21 protein-coding genes and 1 pseudogene are annotated in these 20,503 nt (G+C 55.6%); 7 read left to right on the top strand and 15 right to left on the bottom strand.

The genetic code is table 11. The features are described from left to right. Positions 1-46: 46 nt before the first annotated feature. Genes queF through queC form a run of 4 tightly spaced genes read right to left on the bottom strand, consistent with a single transcriptional unit; the run spans position 47 to position 2,290 of the window. Positions 47-508, bottom strand: coding sequence for a preQ(1) synthase (queF, locus tag ACR0DX_RS21510; RefSeq protein ID WP_170356229.1), 462 nt, complete (start codon positions 506-508; stop codon positions 47-49). Between the two features lie 20 nt (positions 509-528). Beyond that, positions 529-1,239 (bottom strand): 7-carboxy-7-deazaguanine synthase QueE, encoded by a 711-nt coding sequence (gene queE / locus ACR0DX_RS21505; protein WP_170356228.1) that lies wholly within the window; start codon positions 1,237-1,239, stop codon positions 529-531. Then, entirely contained in the window at positions 1,236-1,589 is a 354-nt protein-coding gene (queD, locus tag ACR0DX_RS21500) for a 6-carboxytetrahydropterin synthase QueD (protein ID WP_170356227.1), read from the bottom strand. Before queD ends, queE begins: the two co-directional genes overlap by 4 nt. Next, complete coding sequence (gene queC / locus ACR0DX_RS21495) at positions 1,589-2,290, bottom strand: 7-cyano-7-deazaguanine synthase QueC (RefSeq protein WP_170356226.1); 702 nt, start codon at positions 2,288-2,290, stop codon at positions 1,589-1,591. Before queC ends, queD begins: the two co-directional genes overlap by 1 nt. 320 nt (positions 2,291-2,610) lie before the next feature. Here queC and dctP point away from each other — a divergent pair, with 320 nt between their 5' ends. The 3 genes from dctP (at position 2,611) to ACR0DX_RS21480 (ending at position 6,476) form a co-directional block, all read left to right on the top strand. Next, positions 2,611-3,711: a TRAP transporter substrate-binding protein DctP gene (gene dctP / locus ACR0DX_RS21490; RefSeq protein WP_170356225.1), complete on the top strand. Its 1,101-nt coding sequence runs from the start codon at positions 2,611-2,613 to the stop codon at positions 3,709-3,711. A gap of 74 nt (positions 3,712-3,785) precedes the next feature. Beyond that, a complete protein-coding gene (locus tag ACR0DX_RS21485) occupies positions 3,786-5,117 on the top strand; it encodes a TRAP transporter small permease subunit (RefSeq protein WP_170356224.1) in 1,332 nt (443 codons plus the stop codon). A gap of 15 nt (positions 5,118-5,132) precedes the next feature. Further along, positions 5,133-6,476 carry a TRAP transporter large permease gene (locus ACR0DX_RS21480; protein ID WP_353392356.1) on the top strand — a complete coding sequence of 448 codons (1,344 nt, stop codon included), beginning with the start codon at positions 5,133-5,135 and terminating at the stop codon, positions 6,474-6,476. 56 nt (positions 6,477-6,532) lie between these two features. On the opposite strand, the gene ACR0DX_RS21475 is transcribed toward ACR0DX_RS21480, so the two are convergent. From ACR0DX_RS21475 to ACR0DX_RS21425, 11 genes are all read right to left on the bottom strand, one after another. Next, positions 6,533-8,752 (bottom strand): hybrid sensor histidine kinase/response regulator, encoded by a 2,220-nt coding sequence (locus ACR0DX_RS21475; RefSeq protein WP_170356222.1) that lies wholly within the window; start codon positions 8,750-8,752, stop codon positions 6,533-6,535. Then, positions 8,745-9,923 (bottom strand): FIST N-terminal domain-containing protein, encoded by a 1,179-nt coding sequence (locus tag ACR0DX_RS21470; protein WP_170356221.1) that lies wholly within the window; start codon positions 9,921-9,923, stop codon positions 8,745-8,747. The genes ACR0DX_RS21475 and ACR0DX_RS21470 overlap by 8 nt, the downstream gene beginning before the upstream one ends. Positions 9,924-9,968: 45 nt before the next feature. Then, a complete protein-coding gene (locus ACR0DX_RS21465; RefSeq protein WP_170356220.1) occupies positions 9,969-10,658 on the bottom strand; it encodes a response regulator transcription factor in 690 nt (229 codons plus the stop codon). Positions 10,659-10,791: 133 nt separating this feature from the next. Next, positions 10,792-12,558: a PQQ-dependent methanol/ethanol family dehydrogenase gene (locus ACR0DX_RS21460; protein WP_170356219.1), complete on the bottom strand. Its 1,767-nt coding sequence runs from the start codon at positions 12,556-12,558 to the stop codon at positions 10,792-10,794. Positions 12,559-12,759: 201 nt separating this feature from the next. Then, positions 12,760-13,152, bottom strand: coding sequence for a c-type cytochrome (locus ACR0DX_RS21455; RefSeq protein WP_170356218.1), 393 nt, complete (start codon positions 13,150-13,152; stop codon positions 12,760-12,762). A gap of 120 nt (positions 13,153-13,272) precedes the next feature. Next, positions 13,273-13,812, bottom strand: coding sequence for an SEL1-like repeat protein (locus tag ACR0DX_RS21450; RefSeq protein ID WP_480847336.1), 540 nt, complete (start codon positions 13,810-13,812; stop codon positions 13,273-13,275). Positions 13,813-13,885: 73 nt separating this feature from the next. Beyond that, positions 13,886-14,671 (bottom strand): ABC transporter permease, encoded by a 786-nt coding sequence (locus ACR0DX_RS21445; protein ID WP_170356217.1) that lies wholly within the window; start codon positions 14,669-14,671, stop codon positions 13,886-13,888. Next, positions 14,668-15,387, bottom strand: coding sequence for an ABC transporter ATP-binding protein (locus ACR0DX_RS21440; protein ID WP_170356216.1), 720 nt, complete (start codon positions 15,385-15,387; stop codon positions 14,668-14,670). Before ACR0DX_RS21440 ends, ACR0DX_RS21445 begins: the two co-directional genes overlap by 4 nt. Then, positions 15,384-15,827, bottom strand: a complete 444-nt coding sequence (locus ACR0DX_RS21435) for a cupredoxin domain-containing protein (RefSeq protein ID WP_170356215.1) — start codon at positions 15,825-15,827, stop codon at positions 15,384-15,386. Before ACR0DX_RS21435 ends, ACR0DX_RS21440 begins: the two co-directional genes overlap by 4 nt. Positions 15,828-15,842: 15 nt before the next feature. Continuing rightward, on the bottom strand, positions 15,843-16,805 hold the full coding sequence (locus ACR0DX_RS21430; RefSeq protein ID WP_170356214.1) for a YVTN family beta-propeller repeat protein: 963 nt from the start codon (positions 16,803-16,805) through the stop codon (positions 15,843-15,845). 5 nt (positions 16,806-16,810) lie between these two features. Beyond that, positions 16,811-17,977 carry an ABC transporter substrate-binding protein gene (locus ACR0DX_RS21425; protein ID WP_170356213.1) on the bottom strand — a complete coding sequence of 389 codons (1,167 nt, stop codon included), beginning with the start codon at positions 17,975-17,977 and terminating at the stop codon, positions 16,811-16,813. 158 nt (positions 17,978-18,135) lie between these two features. On the opposite strand from ACR0DX_RS21425, the gene pedF reads away from it, so the two are divergent. From pedF to ACR0DX_RS21405, 4 genes and pseudogenes are all read left to right on the top strand, one after another. Beyond that, on the top strand, positions 18,136-18,816 hold the full coding sequence (pedF, locus tag ACR0DX_RS21420; protein ID WP_170356212.1) for a cytochrome c-550 PedF: 681 nt from the start codon (positions 18,136-18,138) through the stop codon (positions 18,814-18,816). 18 nt (positions 18,817-18,834) lie between these two features. Beyond that, positions 18,835-19,731, top strand: a complete 897-nt coding sequence (locus tag ACR0DX_RS21415) for a substrate-binding periplasmic protein (RefSeq protein WP_480847332.1) — start codon at positions 18,835-18,837, stop codon at positions 19,729-19,731. A gap of 71 nt (positions 19,732-19,802) precedes the next feature. Continuing rightward, positions 19,803-20,381, top strand: coding sequence for an SRPBCC family protein (locus tag ACR0DX_RS21410; RefSeq protein WP_170356210.1), 579 nt, complete (start codon positions 19,803-19,805; stop codon positions 20,379-20,381). A gap of 24 nt (positions 20,382-20,405) precedes the next feature. Beyond that, a pseudogene (locus ACR0DX_RS21405) lies at positions 20,406-20,503 on the top strand ((2Fe-2S)-binding protein); the annotation flags it as partial.

Raw genomic sequence — 20,503 nt, 5'->3', positions numbered from 1 at the left:
CAAGCGCCACGGCGCGCATGGGTATTCCGTGGCGCGTGTCTGCCAACTACCCGCGTCCGCGATAAGGAGGCACGCCTTGATCGGGAATCCAGACATGGTTTGGAGTGGCTCCAGTCTGCCAGAACACGTCGATCGGAATGCCTCCGCGCGGATACCAGTACCCACCAATCCGCAGCCAGCGCGGGCTCAGAAAATCAACCAAACGACGTGCGATGGATACTGTGCAGTCTTCGTGAAACGCACCGTGATTGCGGAACGCGCCCAGAAACAGCTTCAACGATTTTGATTCCACCAGCCAATCACCGGGCACATAGTCAATTACCAGATGGGCGAAATCCGGCTGCCCCGTCATCGGACACAGCGAGGTAAACTCGGGCGCAGTGAACCGCACGCAATAGTCGATATCGGCCTGCGGGTTCTGTACCCGTTCCAGTTCTGCCGCCTCAGGCGAGGTAGGCAGTTCGGTTTTCCCGCCCAATTGAGTCAGATCGCTGTAGATGGTTTCCATTGTCTTCTCCTGATGGGGTTTTAGACCCCGCGTTTGTTGCCCCACAAAAGGACATGCAGTTGTGGCAGCACCCGAGGGGTGAACCAGCCATCTGCGGTGACTTTATCGACCAGCCACAACAGCCGGTCCGACAGGGTTTGCGGATCGACGGGCTGAGTGGGGTCGACCGTCTCATTGCCCGGCTGTAGATACAGTGGCAGCGCCGGATAGCGATCCGCCGCGGCACGGGCCCAAGCGTAGTCACGTTCGTCAAAGATCACGATTTTCATCACTGTTTTGGGGCCGTTTCCAGCAGCCAACAGGCAGGCGTCGAACGCAGCCCAATCTACCGTCTCCCCGCTGGAGGGCGGTTTGGGACTAAGAACCAGCGTATCCAGTTCGCTGAACCACGGTTTTGCGATGGAGCCCTGCGTCTCGCAGGCGAACCGATAACCCTCTGTCCGTCCCAACGCGATCAGAGGGGCAAAGTCCTGAATGGCCGGGTTGCCACCCGACAGCGACACGGTCAAAGGCCGCCCGCCTGACAGGTCGCGCACCCGGCTCCAGACCGCATTCGTGGTCATCGCCGCCCAGTCATGACGATAGGCCGTATCAACCGCATGCAGGCTGTCGCACCAGCTGCACCGGTAATCGCACCCGCCGGTGCGCACGAATACGGTAGGTTCCCCGATCAGCGCGCCTTCGCCCTGAATCGTGGGGCCGAAAATCTCGGCAATGCGCAGGCGGGTCATGGGCGATACTCGGCCCATGTTTTCGGCGTTTCGCTGACCCGTACGGCGGCGGTCTCCGGCCAGCGGGCGGCGCACCAGTCATAGAAATGGCGCGCCATATTCTCGGCCGTGGTCAGGATGTTCATCACATCGTTCAGGTGGCGATGATCGAACGTCTCGTCGATATAGGTCTTGAGCGGCTTCAGCTCGCCATAATCGCGGACAAACCCGTCAGCGTTCAGGTCTGTGGCGGCCAGTTCGACCTCAACCACATAGTTATGCCCGTGCATTCGCGCGCATTGGTGATCGTCGGGCAGATGGGTCAGCTGGTGCGAGGCGGAAAAGTGGAATTCCTTGGTGATCCGATACATCAGGCGCTTTCCTTCTGTGCCGTGGCGACCGCCCAGAAATCGGGATCGTCATAGGTTGTCGGGTCAGTAATACCGGCCAGATGGAACGCCTCGCGCCGTTCGACGCAGGTACCGCAGCGCCCGCAGTGATTGTCACCACCCTTGTAGCAGGACCATGTCTGCGCAAAGGGGGTGTTCACACGCGCGCCCTCGGTCACAATGTCGGCTTTGCTGCGATGCACGAACGGCGTGAACAGCGATACATCGGCATAGCCGTCCAGCGCCAGTTTCTGCATCGCTTCAAAAGCCTCGGTGAAGGCGGGGCGGCAATCGGGATAGATGAAGTGATCCCCACCATGCACTGCAGTGGCCACAGCATCCGCCCCACGGGCGGCGGCGGCACCGAATGCAACGGTCAGCATGATGGCATTGCGGTTGGGCACCACGGTCACTTTCATGCTGTCTTCGGCATAGTGCCCGTCAGGCACATCCACATCATCAGTCAGAGCCGAGCCGGTCAGAACCGCCCCAACGGGGCACAGGTCGATGATATCATGGGGAACGCCAAGGCGCAGCGCGCATAGCGCAGCATAGTCCAGCTCTTTGCGGTGACGCTGGCCGTAGTCAAAAGAGATCAGGCCCGCCAATTCGTGATCCTGCGCAACCATATGCGCCAAAGATACCGAATCCAGCCCGCCCGAGCAGATTACGATCGTTTTCATATTTTGAACCCTTGTTTTGTTACCCGGGTAGGCTGCGACCGGGATGTGCCCTGTTATACAGGGGCCTTAGACTTGGCAAGCGGCAACGAAACACCCAATCCACACTGTCGCACACGTTTTCGGCATAGCTATTGGTCGCGTCGTCTACGCCGGGCGGAATGCCCGAATGTAATCGATAGCAAAGCCCTCAGTTCTTCACACGACAGTGAGCAAAGCGCTAATTGGAAAAAAAATATTACCAATTTCTGGCTCACAGGTTATGCTATCCTCGCATCGACATGGCCTGACATGTGCATGGCGATGATCAATGGGAGGAAGAAATGACCAAAAAGCTCATCACGCGCCGCAGCGCGTTTAGAACTATTGCAGGTGCAAGTGCGGCCACGCTGGCGGCCCCTCATATCGCGACCGCAGCGGGTGAAACCACCACCTGGAAGATACAGACATCCTGGCCCGGGGGCATCGGGTTGCAGACGTTCAAAGACTGGTGCGCTACGATCGAAGAAAAAACCGGCGGTGAGCTGGCCTTCCAGGCCTTTGGCGCCAATGACGTGGTTGGGGATTTCCAACTGGCCGACGCGGTGAAGAACGGTGTGCTGGACGCTATCAACCCGTTCACCATCTACTATCAGGGCATCATCCCTGCCGCCGTTTTCCTCAGCTCATACCCGCTGGGGCTGCGTCAGCCGCATGAATATGACACGTTCTATTACGGTCTGGGCGGCATCGACATCGCGCGCGAGCTGCTGGGCCGTCAGGGTTTGCACTTTGTGGGGCCGGTGCATCACGGGCCGAACATCATCCACTCGAAGGTTCCGATCCGCTCGGTTGACGACTTCGCGGGCCGTAAAATGCGCCTGCCAGGCGGAATGGTTGCCGAGGTATTCTCGGAACTGGGTGCTGAGACAACCGTTCTACCGGGCTCGGAAATCTTCCCAGCGCTGGAAAAGGGCACTATCGACGTGGCCGACTTTGTGGGCCCCGCCGTGAACCACGCCTTGGGCTTCAGCCAGGTGACGGACTATATCGTGATGGGCCCTCCGGGCTTTATGTCAGTTTATCAGCCGGTCGACATCATGGACATCACCGTGGGCAAGGCCGCGTGGGACAAGCTGAGCCCACAGATGCAGGAATTCGTGGAAATGGAAACCCACGTCTATTCCGATTTGCACCACGCCGCCATTCAGGCCGCCGACCAGGAAGCCTGGAAAAAGTTCGAAGCGGAAGGCACCGAGATCACGCGCCTGTCGCAGGACGATGTCGAACTGATGACCGAGGTCGCCGTGCCGATCTGGTTCAAATATGCCAACCGCGACAAAGATGCGGCGCGGGTCTTCAAGATCCAACTTGACTACATGATGTCGGGTTCCTTGGGCTATGTGACGCCTGAAATGATCGAAGGCTATACGCTGGACCTGTAATCCGCTGAAGCCTAACCAAAAGTCCGCGCGAATTTCGCGCGGGCATGCCTTTTCCTTGGAATTCGGAACGTACTATGCCGAGCGTCGATTTCACGCTGCCGCACTGGCTATATTGGGTCGGGCTGATCGCCTTTCCGGCCCTGGCCATGGTGCTGGCACGCAAAGCCCAACCTGAACAGCGCACCTACGGGTTACCGTTGGGCTATCTGATCCTTGTCACCGGGGGAATGCTGGGCCTGCACCGCTTTTACCTGCGCAGCTTGCTGGGGTTGGTCTATCTGCCAGTTTTCCTGCTGATCCTCTACGCCAATGGCGAAGAGCGAACGGCCCGCAACGAATTCTCGAATGCGGTCAATATCGTCCGTCAGGCCGAGCGTACGATCACGCGCGAAACCGAACGGGTTGCAACCGCCGAGGAAGGGCTGGAAGAACTGCGCGCCGCCGCCGAGGCTGCGCAGGATGGGACAGCATTGCAAAAACGCCGAGCCGAGCGTGCTCTGGAGAGGGCCGAGAAGGCAATTGAAACCGGGCGCGAACGTCTGGCCGAATCCGAAACCGCCCTGGCCGAGGCGCAGCCTCTGGCCGAGGCCAGCGGTGCAAACCGCGCTTTGTGGAGTTCGGTAGCACGTTATGCGTTCTATGCAATTCTGGCCTTTATGGCGATCGATGCGCTGATGCTACCGCGACTAGTGGCAAGCGCGCGCGCCAAGGCTGCTGCGGATCCGCATGAGCCTGAAATGGAGATTGATGAAGAAACTGCTGCACGGGCTGCAGAAATGGACCCCGGTGCACGCAAGGCGGACCAGGATTATGCCGAGAACTGGATTGACCGCCTGTCTCTCTATGCAGGTGAGTTCGTCAGCTATTGGGCCGTAATCGCGGTATTCGTCTACTACTACGAAGTGATCGTCCGCTATGTGTTCAACGCCCCCACAAACTGGGCGCATGAATCCATGTATCTGATGTTCGGGATGCAGTACCTGATCGCCGGGTCCTATGCGATGCTGACCGAAAGCCATGTGCGTGTGGACATCTTCTATGCACCGCTGACCAAGCCGAAACGGGCGTGGGCGGACCTGTTCACCTCGGTCTTCTTCTTCATCTTCGCCGGAACACTGCTGGTGACGTCCTACATCTTCGCGATGGATGCGATTGCAGTTCCGACCGGCAACTCGGTTGTCTCGGACTGGGCGCGTGGAGAGATGAGCTTTTTCCAGATGTTCGGAGCGCTGACTTTTGGCGATTGGACCGATCCGAATATTCGCTGGGGTGAAATCAGCTTTAACGAATGGGAAATCCCGCTGTGGCCAATGAAATGGATGATGGTCGTGGGCGCGGTTCTGTTGATTTTGCAAGGGGTGTCGAAACTGTCCAAAGACATCCGAACGATTGCACGGGGGTACTGACCGATGGGTCTTGATATGTCCATCGAGCTGTTGACGCTCGTTATGTTTGGCTCGCTTCTGGTCCTTCTAATGGCAGGTCTGCCGCTGGCCTTTGTGACCGGAGGTCTGGCCTGTGTCTTCCTGTTCGTTCTGGGGGACGCGCGTGCACTGAACATTGTGCCCAGCCGGATTTTCCCGCTGATGACGAACTATCAGCTATCCGCAATTCCACTTTTCATCTTTATGGCCTCGATGTTGGAAAGGGCCGGGATCATCAACGACATGTTCGATGTGATCTACAAGGTGCTCGGTGGGCTTAAAGGTGGTCTGGCCGCGGCAACAATCATCGCCTCGACCGTTCTGGCGGCGATGGTGGGTGTGATTGGCGCAGCTGTGGTGACGATGGGCATCATCGCCCTGCCCGCCATGCTGAAACGCGGCTATGACACAAAGATCGCCATGGGTTCGATCATGGCCGGGGGGACGCTGGGCATCCTGATCCCGCCCTCCATTCTGGCCATTATCTACGCCGTTGTTGCCGAACAATCGGTTGGGGAGCTGTTCATCGGCGCGGTCATTCCCGGCCTGATGCTGTCGGGTATGTACATCATCTATGTGGTGGTGCGGTCCTATATCAACCCGGTTCTTGGCCCGCCAATCCCGGTTGACGAGCGTATCTCGAACCGAGAAAAAATGCGCCTGCTGGGTAAGATGTCCGCGCCCATTGCGCTGATCGTAATTGTTCTGGGCGTGATCTTCTCGGGCGTTGCAACCCCGGTTGAGGCGGCGGGTATCGGCACCTTCGGCGCCTTCATCGTGGCCGCGATCCACAACAAGCTGGACTGGCCCACAGTGCGCGAGGCATGTCTGACCACTCTGAAAGCCTCGGCTATGGTGATTTGGATCATGTTCGGTGCAACGATCTTTGTGGGACTCTACGTTCTGGAAGGCGGTCAGCAATTCGTCCAAGAGACGATGCAAGGCGCGGGTCTGGGCCCTTGGGGTATCCTGATCGTGATGCAGATTCTGCTGGTGGTTCTGGGCATGTTCTTGGACTGGGTCGGCATCCTGTTGCTGTGTGTCCCGATCTTTGTACCGATCATCAAGGCGCTGGGGGCGGCTGCCTTTGGGTTTGATGACCCCAATGATTTGGTCTTGTGGTTCGGGGTTCTGTATCTTGTGAACATGCAGATGAGCTTTTTGTCACCACCTTTCGGCTATGCGCTGTTCTACTTGCGCGGTGTAGCGCCACCGTCGATCCCAATGACGGACATTTTCAAAGCAGCCTTGCCGTTCTTGTTCCTTCAAATTGTCGGGTTGGTGATCTGTATGCTGTTCCCTTGGGTGGTGACCTGGTTACCAAACATTGTTTACGGATAGACGTCAGGCGCGGGCAGAGTAAACTCTCTGCCCGCGGTCGTTAAACCTTGGCACAATCAAGCGGCGGACGCGCCTTTCAGTGCGTTTTCGATAATTGATTTCAGGTGCCGAGCGTCAATCGGCTTTCGCAGCAAAGGCAGACCCACATCCTCACAATACTCGGTCAATTCTGGCGAACGATTGGCCGAGATCACACAGGCAGGTAATGGACCGAATTCCTGCCATAACACGTCTATCGCCTCAGTTCCGGTCATACCTTTGTTCAACTGGTAGTCGGCAACCACAATATCCGGAAGAATGCCAATTTCCTGCAGCAAGCCAACCGCTTGTGCCTGACTTTCGCATTCCAAAACCTGCACGCCCCAGGATTCCATTGTCATGGTCAACGCCGTGCGCAGATTTTCGTCGTTCTCAATCAACAAAACAACCGCGCGTGTCAGAACCTTAGTGTCTGGCGAAGCCAAATCAGCAGACCGGCCATAACAATGAGACGCCGGTTTAGCCAAAGGCACCTCTACCGAGAAGACCGACCCCTTTCCCAATCCGGAACGTAACTTCATAGGATGTTTCAACAGGACACACGCGCGCTCAACGATAGCCAGCCCAAGTCCCATTCCTTCGGCAGCGCTGGCATCCGAATGAAGCCGTTGGAATTCCTGAAAGATGATGTCCCTCTGATCCGGTGCAATTCCGATACCGGTATCCCAAACCTCGATCACGATAGAATCTTTTCGACGCCGGGCGCCAACCAGTACCTTGCCTGCTTCAGTGTAGCGAATGGCGTTTGACAGAAGGTTCTGCAGGATGCGCCTCAAATAACTTGCATCGCTTTGAACCAGCGCGCCGCAAGAGACGACGCGCAGCTCCAATCCCTTGGCCTGTGCAACCGGACGAAAGGAATCTTCGAGCTGCGAAAACACGCCATCTATTGGCAACGTCGACAAGTGAACAGTTGCCCGTCCTGAATCCAGTTTAGAAATATCAAGCAGCGCATCCAAAATATGTTCAACGCTGCTAAGCGCACTTTCCGCCTTGGCGGCCACATCCCTCGCGTCTGTTTCGTTCAACCCACTTCCAAGAGTGGCAACGTAGAGCTTAGCCGCCGACAGCGGTTGCAGCAGGTCGTGACTTGCGGCGGCAACAAAGCGTGATTTCGAAGCATTTGCCCGTTCCGCGTCCTTAAGCGCATCCGCAAGCTCTTCGGTGCGGGCTGCGACGCGCTGTTCCAGCAAGGCTTTGGAGTCGTACAACGCCTGGGCAGATTTACGCTCGGCGGTCACATCGGTGAACGAAATCACAAATCCCCGGTCGGACATTTCCTGCGCGAAAACTGATAGAATCTTTGCCCGACCGCTATGCATCTCGAACCTCAACGGTGGCCGTTCGGACGTTCGGTTAACCCACGCAAGCAGGTCGGCGTCACTTACGCCCTGTGCAAAGCGGATTGTGGTGCTCAGGCGATTGAACAGAGTTTTGAACTGCGCACCCATCTGGAACTGTGCATTTGGGATTGCCAACAATTCACTGGCCCGGTTGTTCCAACCAATAAGCCTCAGCTTACTGTCGAAGATACATACACCCTGATCGATATGTTCCAGAGTGGCACGGATAAGCCGGGCCTTGTCGTCAAGAATGCGGTCCCTCTCCTGACGTTCGATACGCATGATATCCGTGACATCAGTTTGCAAGATCACTGTGCCACCGTCGGGTGTCCGATGTTCAGAGACTTGCATCCAACGATTGCCATTCAACCTGACGTTAAAAACAACGTGGTCATCCGCATGGCGCGCGATACGACGTTTTGCCCAGTCCCACGGCGACACTGCCTCGGGGAGTGACAAAAACCGAGAGCGACTAACCAGTTCAACGTACTCGGTAAATTGCAAACCAGGCACCAGATGAGGCTGGATATCGGGCATGTGTATACCAAAGCGGCTGTTGCACAGCACAAGCTCTTCTTCCAAGTTGAACAGGGCAAAGCCCTCTTGCACCGTTTCTATCGCATTCGCGAGGTCCGCCCGCGCCGCCTCTGTTGCCTGATTGGCTTGAGCCAGTCGAGCATTGGAGTCGTTCAGCAGATCCAGCGCACGTTCAAGATCGAATGTCCGAGCGCGGACTTCCTGTTCCAGCACTGCAGCCCTTTGAAACTGTGCGTAAGCCGCGCCGCTTGCATCAGTCGATTCCTCAACCCTGCGCATCAGTGCCTCGGCGATCTTCAAAAGCTTTTCATTCTGCCGGTCTGGTGGATCGTCCGGGTTGATCAGGGATTCAATCATGTCGATCCTCTTCCGGCGGGTAAATCGCAACCCCCGTCAACGTTTGGTTGACATGGATCGAATTGAATTGCTCGCCATAAGTAGAAAACCCAACCACGTGATTGTCGGCGAGGATTGCAGACAAAGCACCCGTCATCTGTTTTTCCTGCGCTTCTAGACGCCTGAGAATACAGTCGCACCCAAGAATAGTATCCGGAGCCTCGGCTTCTGTTAGGCCCTCGATCTCTTGCTCGAGATGCTCGACCATATCGCGAGGTTCAGCCAAAGTCAGAACCAATCCTTCGTCGATGGCCGAGAAAAACACCAAATCCCCGTTCTCATCCACGCGCTGAATGGCCCGAACGTGATGCTGCCCGCCAATCTGGACGACGACCGGATGCGCAGCAAAGGTGAAGGTCGTCAACTGTTCGGGGTCTTTGCCCAGAATACGGGCGTATTCGCGCGCGGCAGGTTCTGCGTTGATCTCACGAACGATCCGCCGGGCGGGGTCCGCTTTGGTCACGACCATCCGTTGCGCTGTTGGCACCAGATGATCTGTCTTGAAAACCTTGATCGGACATCGAGTTCGTATTTGCGCCAGGATTGCAGCATTTTCCAATGCTTGTCCGTCGTGCAGGACGTAAGTTGTTTCGAAATCCGTTCCATCCCCGGCGGAACCCCCAAACAACGGAACTGGCCCTAGCCCCAACGCGAGTTCTGAAGTCAGCGCGTCTTCTTTTGTTGAAAGCCCATCAATCAATAAAAAGGTGAATTCGTGGTGCCAGTCAGGGTTTGCCTCCGTCATTTCATTGCGGTTTCGGATCATCTGATGAATCAGATCCTTAGCCAGAAATGTATCCAGATCAGGTACTGGCAAGATGCGAGCGTCGAAATGTGATGCAGGCAAGCCGATGGCCACGATCTGGTTTTCGGTATAGCCGGCCCCCGCCAATTCACCGGCTGTTGTACAACCAACCACTGGCGCAGGCGCAAAGGCTTCGGTTGCCTGTGCAATAACCGATGCAGCGTCAGCTCTGTCCGTCACAAAAAGAATGACCAGAGATAACTCTCCGGCACCGAAAGTCTTCAATAGTCCGGTGACCGCGTCTTCGGTGTCGTATGGCATACATGCAGTTCTTACGATACCTGGCGCGCGGGTCGGAGCCGTTGCCCACCCGACAGCTTGGTCCATCGAGCCTCCTCCCTAAAGCGCGACGATTTTCTGTGAGTATGCAGCTTAACTCGACTCTTGCAAGACACTGGCAAAGGACGCTTTCTTTGCTATCAAAACGGCCTGCGTACGACTTTGGACACCCAGCTTGCGCATGATTGCAGTGACATGCGCTTTGACCGTGGTTTCGGCGATCGAAAGGTCATAGGCAATTTGCTTGTTCAGCTTGCCTTCACAGATCAGCTGAAGAATACGGGACTGCTGATTGGTCAACGTTGCAAGCCGCCCGACTGCATCGCTTTGTTCATCTGCGCTGTCCAGATCGATCAGAACGCATCCATCCGGCAAAAAGACATTGCCCGCGTGAACGGTTTCAAACGCGGTTCGAAAGACGTCACGCTGGCTGTGTTTTGGAACGTACCCAGACGCACCCGCGTGAATAACCTGGCTAATCACCCGATTGTCCGTCATTGAAGACACTACGATCACAGGCGCATTTGCGACGGCCTTCAGACGGACAAGCCCATCCAATCCGTCAACGTCAGGCAAGTTCAGATCCAGCATGATTGCATCAGGCTTCAAACCTCCTGCAATCATCTCAAGCGCATCTTCCAGACGGTCGGCGGTGTGGATTTCACGGATATGAGCCACGCTTTGCAATGTCATCGACAAAGCGTCACAAAACAAAGGATGATCATCGACGATCAGCACATTCTCGAAATCGTTTTGCCCGACGGCATTTGCAAGCATTCGCATTGGCCTTTGCAATCATGTTGCCCAACCTACCAAAGCGTAGCAAGAGAACAGAGTCACGCCAACTGGCGGAAAGTCGTATAAAAAACGCGCGCCCAAGCGAGGCGCGCGATAAAGTCACGAGTTGTGAAGAAGATCAATTTGCCGAGGCCAGCTCCTTGGGCAATCGGAAAGTCCAAAGTGTGCCGCCCTGGTTCAGATAGTTAACCTTCTTTGCCACTTCGCCGCCCCAAAGCGGAACTGCGCCACCCCAGCCAGAAATGATCGAGACATACTGCTCGCCATCCTGTTCCCATGTCACAGGCTGGCCGACAATCCCGGACCCTGTTTGGAACGACCAGAGTTTCTCGCCGGTCTCATCATCCAGCGCGATGAACTCGCCTTCGGGTGTGCCAAAGAACACCAAGCCACCAGCAGTGGTCATCACACCTGACCATAACGGCGCGTCGTTTTTGTACTCCCACTTCCACTCCCCGGTATCCGGGTCGATGGCTTTAAGAGAACCGATGTGGTCTTCGTAATTGGGCTTGATGGTAAAGCCCGCGCCCAGATAGGCGGCACCTTTCTTGTAGGTGATCGGCTCGTTCCAGATATCCATACCCCATTCGTTTGAAGGCACATAGAAGTTACCGGTGTTTTGAGAGAAGGCCATTGGCATCCAGTTCTTGCCGCCCAGGAAGGACGGCGAAGCAAAGATAACCTCACCTTTCTTACCATCGGCTGCTGCAGCCGGGTCACCGGGACGATTGTTTTCGACAAAGATCGGGCGACCCGTGTCATCCACGCCATCGGCCCAAGTAATGTCTTTGACAAAAGGCGTCGCCGAGACGAAAGCACCGTCTTCGCGGTTCAGAACATAGAAGTAACCGTTGCGATCCGCTGTGGCAAAACGCTTGTTCCCATCACGGTCCGTGTAGGCCACGACTTCGTTGACACCGTCATAATCCCAACCCTCGCGCGGGGTGGTTTGAAAGTGCCACTTGATGTCGCCAGTCTTTGGGTCGATCCCAATACGGCTGGCGGCATAGAGGTTGTCGCCTTTGTTGCCTTCAGTCGGAGTTCCTGCGTCCCGCAGCCACGAGTTCCAAGGCGCCGGGTTGCCCGCGCCAAAGACCAGCGTATCCGTGTCCGCATCATAAGACCCACCCAGCCAGGTCGCCCCACCACCGGTTTTCCACATGTCACCGGGCCACGTTGCGTTCAGCTCTCCGGTCATGGTGCTTTCTTCACCATTCAACGTGCCCATGTGGCCTTCAATCACCGGGCGCTCCCAGACCAGATCACCAGTGTTCACATCGCGCGCTTGAACAGCCCCGACGATGCCAAACTCGCCCCCGGAATTGCCGGTGATCACCAGTCCATCGACGATCAATGGAGCCGCGGTATAGGAATATCCTGCCTTGTAGTCAGCAATCTTATCACGCCAGACAACGTCTCCAGTGTCCTTGTTTAGTGCAACAATCCGTGCATCCAACGTTCCGAAGATGATCTTGTCGCCGTATATTGCGGCCCCGCGATTAACCACGTCACAACAGGGCAGGATACCTTCGGGTAGACGGGCATCGTATTGCCAGACCTCTTTACCGGTCTCCAGATCAATCGCATAAAGGCGCGAGTAAGAGCCGGTGATATACATCATGCCGTCATAGATCAGCGGCTGGGTTTCCTGTCCGCGTTGTTTTTCCCCTCCAAGGCTGAAAGCCCAGGCCGGGAGCAGGTTTTTGACGTTGTCCTTGTTAAGCATGTCCAGTGGGCTATAGCGCTGAAGGTGCCGCCCCATACCGTTGGTTACGACTTGCGTGGTGATCGTTTGGTCATTGGCCAGATCGTCTTCGGTAACTTCTGCATAGGCCGCGCCTGCTGCAATCACACTTGCAACAGTTGCCATGATAAACCGGCTCATCTGTGTCCTCCCTAGACTTATGTCTTTCCTCCGCGCCGAATCTCCGACGCATCGGGATTGCAGGCGAGAGTATTATTGGCGGGCAGAACTCGTGGTGAAATTGCACAATGGTCGTAGGGCGGAAATCATGGCTTTCAAGCGCGATCGTCAATTATTCTGGATAAACCAATTTTCCTGATCAGCTTCGGCCAACGCTCGGTTCTAGTCTGAGATGCTGCTTAGATATGCCAGAATAAAGTCTTGAACCGTGCGATCATCGATGCCGACGTGCCGCATCTTGGTGCCCGGCATAAAGCCGTCGTTGTCTTCCATCCATGCCCGCAGAGCGGCCGGTGTCCAAACGATACCGGAACCAGCCAGAGCATCCGAATACTGATAACCTTCTACAGTCCCTGCTTTGCGCCCAACGACACCGTCAAGTTGCGGACCATAACTTGGACCAGTTGCATCTGGTGCGTGACAGCGTCGGCATTCAGAGAAAAAGAGCGTCTCGCCCGCCTCAATCTTGACTCGGTCGAACGTGGATTGAGCAAGTGTTGGCGCTGTCGTAACGGAACTGACGGCGAGGCCGAGTAGCAGGGTAAGATGTTTCATGTGGTCCTCCTAACGTTGGCCGAACTGTAAATCCGCGGCCATCGATACCGGCTTGACGTGGGTCAAGAAAACCGAGGAAGAGCATCATCCTTTAGTCGTAGTTCTCAGAAAAAGCTGGATTCAGAATAGAGGTGCGTATTTCCACTCGTCAGCGTCGGGTGTGACTTCGTTGGGATCATAGCCCGAATCCCTAAGGCGTTTGGCAATCCTGAGTCCGTCCTGTGCGGCCTCGTCAACATAGGCCCTACCCAGTTCCTCGTTCCTTGTCACACCGTGACCACGCAAAAGGTTGAGACCATAGTTGAACTTGCCCACCGGATCGCCCAGATCGGCGGCGCGCTTGTCCCATGCCGCCGCTGCATCAGGGTCATAGGGTCCGGCCAGCCCATTGTTATCCAACTGACCCATCCAGGTCATTGCACCGGTGTACCCTGCTTCGGCACAGGTGCGAAACAAGCGTCGCGCCAGATCGTGGCGGCCTGACTTTGTCATGTAGTAACCCGAAGCGCAGGTGGTCATGTCGGTTACGCCATTGTCGATGTTGCTGAGGATTTTGCCCCAGCCCGTGTCCTGCGGGTTAAGCGTTCCGTACTCGTCCTCAATGGTCTGCGCCGTGACTGCAGACGCCAAAAGCAGAAAAAAAGCAGCAATGCGGATCATGGCAGTACCCTCCGGTTTTCGACAATGTACAGTAGTCGGCCCACGATTTCACCGTGGTATTGGTCGTAGATGCTTAGCCGCGCTTCATGCCACGCGCCGGATCGTAGCCCCAAAAAGCAAACCCAAGAAAAATAATACCCGCCAATATCGTCCACCCCAATGCCACAGCATTAAACTGCCCATAGAGCGCGAAACGGATTAGCTCGACCGCGTGCGTAAAAGGGTTAAGCGCGCAGATATCTCTTAATAAAGCCGAACTTTCTGCCATCTTCCAAAGTGGATAAAGTGCTGAAGACAGAAAAAACATTGGAAAGATCACAAAGTTCATGACGCCCGCAAAATTCTCAAGCTGCCTGATCGCCGAGGACAAAGCCAAGCCCAACGCACCCAGCATCAATCCAGCGACGATCAGCGCTGGAAACACGTAGGCGTATCCGATCCAGGGCATGTCGATACCGTAAACCGCAGCGACCGCCAGAAAAGTATAAACCTGCAGGATCGATATCGTCGTGCTTGCCAACAAGCGACAAAACAGCAACCACCACCGCGGCAAAGGGCTGGTGAGCAGTAGCCGCATCGACCCCATTTCACGGTCGTAAACCAGGCTGAGAGAGCTTTGCATGCCATTGAACAACATGATCATGCCGCACAGGCCGGGGACGATGTAGATCTCATAGGTGATATAGGTCTGATACGGCGGAGTAATCGACAAACCCAATGCTGCGCGAAAACCAGCAGCGAAGACCACAAGCCAAACCAGAGGACGTACAAGCGCCGCAACAAACCGGCTGCGTTGCCGCACGAACCGCAAGGCTTCTCGGATCAAGATTGCGCGCAAAGCGATCATTGCATCGATCATGAAGCCGCTCTGGTCATCGACAAAAAGGTATCCTGCATTGGAGCGTCGCCAGTGATGTCTCGGCAAATACCCTGATCCAGCAACTTACCACGATGAAGGATCGCCACTTGGTCGTCTGGCCCGATCTCGTCGGTCAAGTGGGTAGCCCACAAAACCGTCAAACCGTCTTGCGAAGACAGGTCATGCACATGTTTGGTGATGGCATGACGTGACGCAGCATCAAGCCCAACGGTTGGCTCGTCCAACAAAAGGACCGAAGGCACATGTATCAGGCATCGTGCTATTTCCAACCGTCTGCGATGACCTCCATTCAGATCACGCGCACGTTCAGTAGCACGTTCAGCCATATCCAGACGCTCTAGTACGGCCGTGATGCGGCCCTCAGCTTGGCGGCCGGACAGACCGTGCAAAGCGGCAAAATAACTGAGGTTTCGATGAACCGTCAGGTCCAGATCAAGCGTAGGCTGTTGAAAAACGACCCCTATCTTAGCCAAGGCTTTCCGCGGGTGTTTCGCGATGTCAATTCCAGCGATGTCAATCTCACCCTGCCTGGTGGTGAACAACCGTGTCAGCAGGGAAAACAGCGTTGACTTACCTGCCCCATTCGGGCCCAGCAACGCACAAAACGCGCCCTGCGGGACGTGAAAACTCACATCATCAAGAGCGCGCTTCTCGCCATAGGCATAGCTGACGTTTCGGACCGTTAGCCCTGTCACTTAATGGTAATCTCCAGCCGCTGTGTCTCACCGGTGCTGCCCGGCACTTTCAGATAGTAGCTGCCCGGCTTGATCGCGACAAAGCCTATTTCCATTTCACCGGCCTCGTCGAATTCGATCGAATCCAAACCCAGCGGCCGGATCTCTAAACCTTCTACCACAATCTCATCGACCCAGATGGCACGAAAGAACTCGGGGCCGATGATGGCAAGCTCCTGACTTCCGTCACCTTGAATTTCGAACTCGTAATAAGTTCCGGATTTTAGTTCCCATGGAGCATCGGCCAAGGGTTCTCCGGCTGAAAGGATGATGGGCGGTAGGTCTTCCTTGTTTTTGGCCGACAACAACCCGGCCAAGCCGAACCCCGAGTCATCGTCGGCATTAACGACGCTGGGTAAGATCATCGCGGCAGCAATTGCCAGCGTGGATAAACGCTTCATTTGAATTCTCCCTGATCAGTTTGTCGGACGAAACGCTGCGCCCCATGGGAACCGCCCGACCTTGATGGTTTTGATTGGTTCACGTTTTGCAACATCGATGACGGTCACATCGCCGGACACACCATTTGTGGTGAACAAGAGTGATTTGTCCGCGTTGAAATCCATGTGCCAAACCCGACGACCGACGAGGATGTAATCCTCAACCTCATAGGTGTCGGGATTGACCGCTGCGACGTGGTTCGAAGGTCCAAGCGCGACAAAGGCAGTTTTGTCTTCGTTGGACAGTTCAAACCCTACGGGCTGAACTCGATCAGGATGCACACCTTCGACTTCAAATTCAATCTTGGCTTTTTCGGTCTGGGTTTCCACATCAAAGACAGTGATCGTACCGCCAATCTCGGAACTCACCCAAAGCTCGGTTCCATCCTTAAGGAATTCGGCGTGGCGTGGGCGGGAATCGACCAGAGTATTGGCGAAAAGCTCTTGCGTTTCCGTGTCGATCCAATGAGCCATATTGGTGGTTTCAGAAGTCGTGATTGCGATTTTTCCATCCGGCGACACCGCCATGCCTTCGGGTTCGATCCCGACGTCGATCTGCGCGACAACCGTTCGCGTTTCAGTATCGACCACAGTGGTAATAGCGTCATCCTCGTTGGCTATATAAAGATGACGATCATTGGGATGTAGAACGAACTGCTCAGGGTCTTCGCCAGATGGCAAGTCGTGCAGTATCTCTCCGGTTTCGGGATCCATGACCTGAACCGAGTCGCTGTCAGAGGCGCAGATGTATAGCACCGAGAAGTCTTTCGAAAACGTAATTCCCCTCGGCCGCTCACCAGTTTCAATCGTGCGGATGACCTCAAGCGTCTCGATGTCGATCACGCTGAGCGTGTCGTCTTTTTCGTTGCTGATCCACATCTCATCCGCTGCTGCGGGAACGCACAATGCAGCAGAGGCCAATAGTGTCGCTAGTCTCATGCCCGTTACTCCTTGAATGCCTGACACTGACTTTCCGCCTCATCAATTCCAAGCGTATCCAGTTCTGTACGCTGATGTAGAAAGCCTTCCAGCGGCGCCATGGCGACCACCGCGCGGTCTGTGACCAAAGGGATTGGTTGCCGCAATTGCCCATTCCAAAACCTGAAGTTCATCGCCCTGCCCTTGAACCCGGCAAGTTCGAATTCATCCGACAAAATATAATCACGCAAGACCGCAGGATCGTCGGACTGGGTACGTGTCACGGCTTCGCCCAGCGTCCGGTATGCCGCCCATGCGGCGTAGTCTTTGGACATCATGGTGCGGCCCGACTGCTCAAAGAACCGATTCTGCATCTGGGCCGCACCCCATTGTTCGACCACGCGCGACCATGTGACGGGCTTAAGACCATCGGAACCAGCAACAGGGCGCGCCTTCCAGGTGTTGAATTCGACGTAGCGGCCGAAATCGTCCAATTCATCGGCCAATAACAGGACGTCATAGTCGCCGAATTCCTGCGTGAACAACGGAACTTCTTGCGCTGCGTTGCGACGCAGGTCAGCATCAAAAACCCAGGTCTTTTCCGCCATCAGGTCAAGACGGAATTTCTGCAATGACCGCTTCAGCGCGTCCGCAAAAGCTTGATCTTGTGGGTGGTTTCCAGAGATCAAAACCAGATCCTGCCAGCGGCGTTTGACCAGAAATTGAGCCAATGCATCCGTGCGCATTAGCCCCGACGGCAAAGTGTGCAGCAGGTTCGGCCGACAGTCCTGCTCGCGTATGGAAAGTTCAGGGGAAGATGCATTGAAAAGCACCGCACCATCGGCCTCGGCCAAGTCCGCGACCTGCAACTGAGCAGAGGCAGGCGCATCAAGAATTAGAAACGGACTGTCCGACAATGCCTTACGCGCTGCTGTAATCCAATCCTCACCGTAAGAAACGGTAGTGACTGTAAGCGTATAGTCGTGTCCCAGAAACTTTGCGGTCGTCAGATTGTCTTCCAGCGCCAGTTTGGCACCCGCCGAACCAAGATCATCTGGAATCGGATCAAGGTTGGATAAAACGGGTGGACGCGCGACCTGCTGTTGTAGGTAAGTCACTGAAATACCAATCTCTGCCAACGCAGTGCCAGGCAGAAGTATCAGTGCCACTACCGCACGGAACATCTTAATCATTTTCGCGCCTCCTCCTGCGCCGCCTTAGTAAAAACGGCCAAAATGCAGCCCACCATAAGACCTTAGTCGCAAACCTGCACGGATGTGCAACCAAGGTCGAATTTCACGCTGAGTCCTGCTGCGGTATGACCGTGAAAAGCATCGTAAAGGAGGAGAAGATGCGTCTTGGATTTCACAGCACATTGCTGGGCGGCCTTGTTGCCGGAGGGATGGCGCTGGCCCATGGCGATGTCGCCCCACAACCAGTCAACACAGACATCCTTCCCGATGTTGGAGAAGAGTGGCTGATTGAAAACCCCTATCGCGACCAGGGCGAAGAGGTATGGCAGGCTGCAATCGAAATAGGCGATTCCGGCTATAACCAGAATTGTGCCCGCTGCCATGGTCTTGGTGTCGTATCGGGAGGGTTAGCCCCTGATTTGCGGTATCTTGAAGCCGAGGAATATGGCGACGAATGGTATGTAGAGCGGTTCCGCGAAGGTTATACGCAAAACGGCATTACTAAGATGCCCGCCTTTGGCGAATTGTTAGGACAAAAAGCAGCGTGGGCCATTCGAACCTATATCGAAACGCGTCCGGATGACGGCGCGCTGGACGATCACTCGGACCGCCTGAAGGAAATCAGAGATCTTCTGGCAGCAATGGCCGGCGGCGCCGAGGGGGACACGGCAGCGCTTCAATCGGAATTGACCCAGATCGCCGAAACTATCGAAACCGGATCCGGCGCGCCCGTGGCCGACAGCGTGGCTCTGCGTGCCGCGGCATTGATATCTGGGAATGCACCCAATTTCGCCGAAGCTGCTGAACAACTTACCATTGGATTGTCCGCCGCGCAGTAGCGCGGCAGAATGGGGCGCATGATCAAGTACGTTTTCGTTTTCTCCCTGTCGGCCACCACCCTGTTTTCAGGGCCGGTTTTGGCCAGGTGCGAAGATCATGTGCCCCAGCCCAAACCTCAGAACGCAAGCCGAGATATCGTCGGTGCCGATCTCGATACCATAATCGACCGCGGTTATATTGAATTCGCAGCCTACGAAGACTTTCCCCCTTGGTCGTTTGAGAGAGACGGTACTATCCAAGGTGTCGATATTGAGATTGGAAAACTCATCGCCGGTGATCTGGGGGTCGAAGCTCGGTTCAATCTGGTCGCTGCCGGAGAGAACCTTGAAGCCGATTTGCGCAATTGGATCTGGAAAGGCCCGCTGATTAACGGCCGAGTTGCAAATGTGATGTTGCATATCCCCTACGACAGCGAGTTCGCGTGCCGGGTCGAGCAGGTTGTTTTTACTGGCCAGTACCACGACGAAGAAGTCGCAATTGCCTATCGTCGGGATGCCTACCCCGAGGATCCTCCGGTCCCGGCTTATTTTAGGTTCGATTCGGTAGCGGTCGAAAATGACTCAATCGCGGATTTCTACCTATCAGCCTTTCCGGGGGGGCAACTTTCGCGCAACATCCGTCGGTTCAAGACAGCCGAAAAAGCTATGGAGGCATTGGCGGCAGGCGAAACCATGGCTGCTATGGGACCTCGGGGCCAGCTTGAGGCCGGATTGACGCCCGACTTAGGTGTCCATGCGCCACCGCTTCCTGGGTTTGCTGTCAGCACCTGGACGAATGGTGTCGCCGTTCACTTTGCGTATCGCGGCCTCAGCTACGCCGTGGATGACGCCATTTTTGCAGCGCTTCAGGACGGGCGTATTGCTAATATCTTTGCGGAATATGGCCTGACACATTCGCCCCCGAAATTACGGTGACTACACCCAAGGTCTTATAGGCACCGGGCAGATCACCGCGTAGCTTAACCGAAAATACTGGAGGGAGTGACATGGAACTACATGACAGCCGCGTCATTGCGGCCCCACGTTCCAAAGTCTGGGAGGCATTGTTGTCGGCCGACGTTCTGAAAGAATGTGTCCCCGGCTGCAAAGAAATGTCGGGAACAGCCAAAGATGGGTTTGCCGCGACAGTGGTGCAGAAGGTCGGACCCGTAAAGGCGACCTTCAAAGGTGAAGTGACCCTTTCGGACATGGTGGATCAGGAAAGCGTCAAGTTATCTGGAGAAGGCAAAGGCGGGGCCGCCGGGTTTGCCAAGGGCGCAGCAGATGTCACCTTGTCGGATGCGCCCGAGGGGACGTTGCTGGCCTATAATGTCGATGCGCGCGTGGGCGGCAAGCTGGCTCAGCTAGGGGGGCGGGTCATTGATGGCGTGGCCAAGAAAATGGCCGACCAGTTCTTTGAGAATTTCCAGAAAGCGGTCGAGGAAGAACCTCAGCCCGTGCCTGCCGAGGCTGCGCCCGAACCAGAAGCGGCCCCTGCTGTGTCCGAAGTGTCGCCTGAGCCAGCTCCGGCAGCGCCGCCGCCGGAAGAGAAAAAAGGATGGTTCAAGCGCCTGTTCGGCGGTTGATCCGAAAATTTAAGGGAGGAAAATCTGATGAAGATTTCGATGACTGTGAACGGCGTAGCTGTGAGCGGTGAAGTTGAGGGTCGGACGTTATTGTCTGGATTTTTGCGTGATCATTTGGGGAT

The organism is Ruegeria sp. D3, from assembly GCF_056534465.1.
This window is presented reverse-complemented; position numbering and strand designations above follow the sequence as displayed.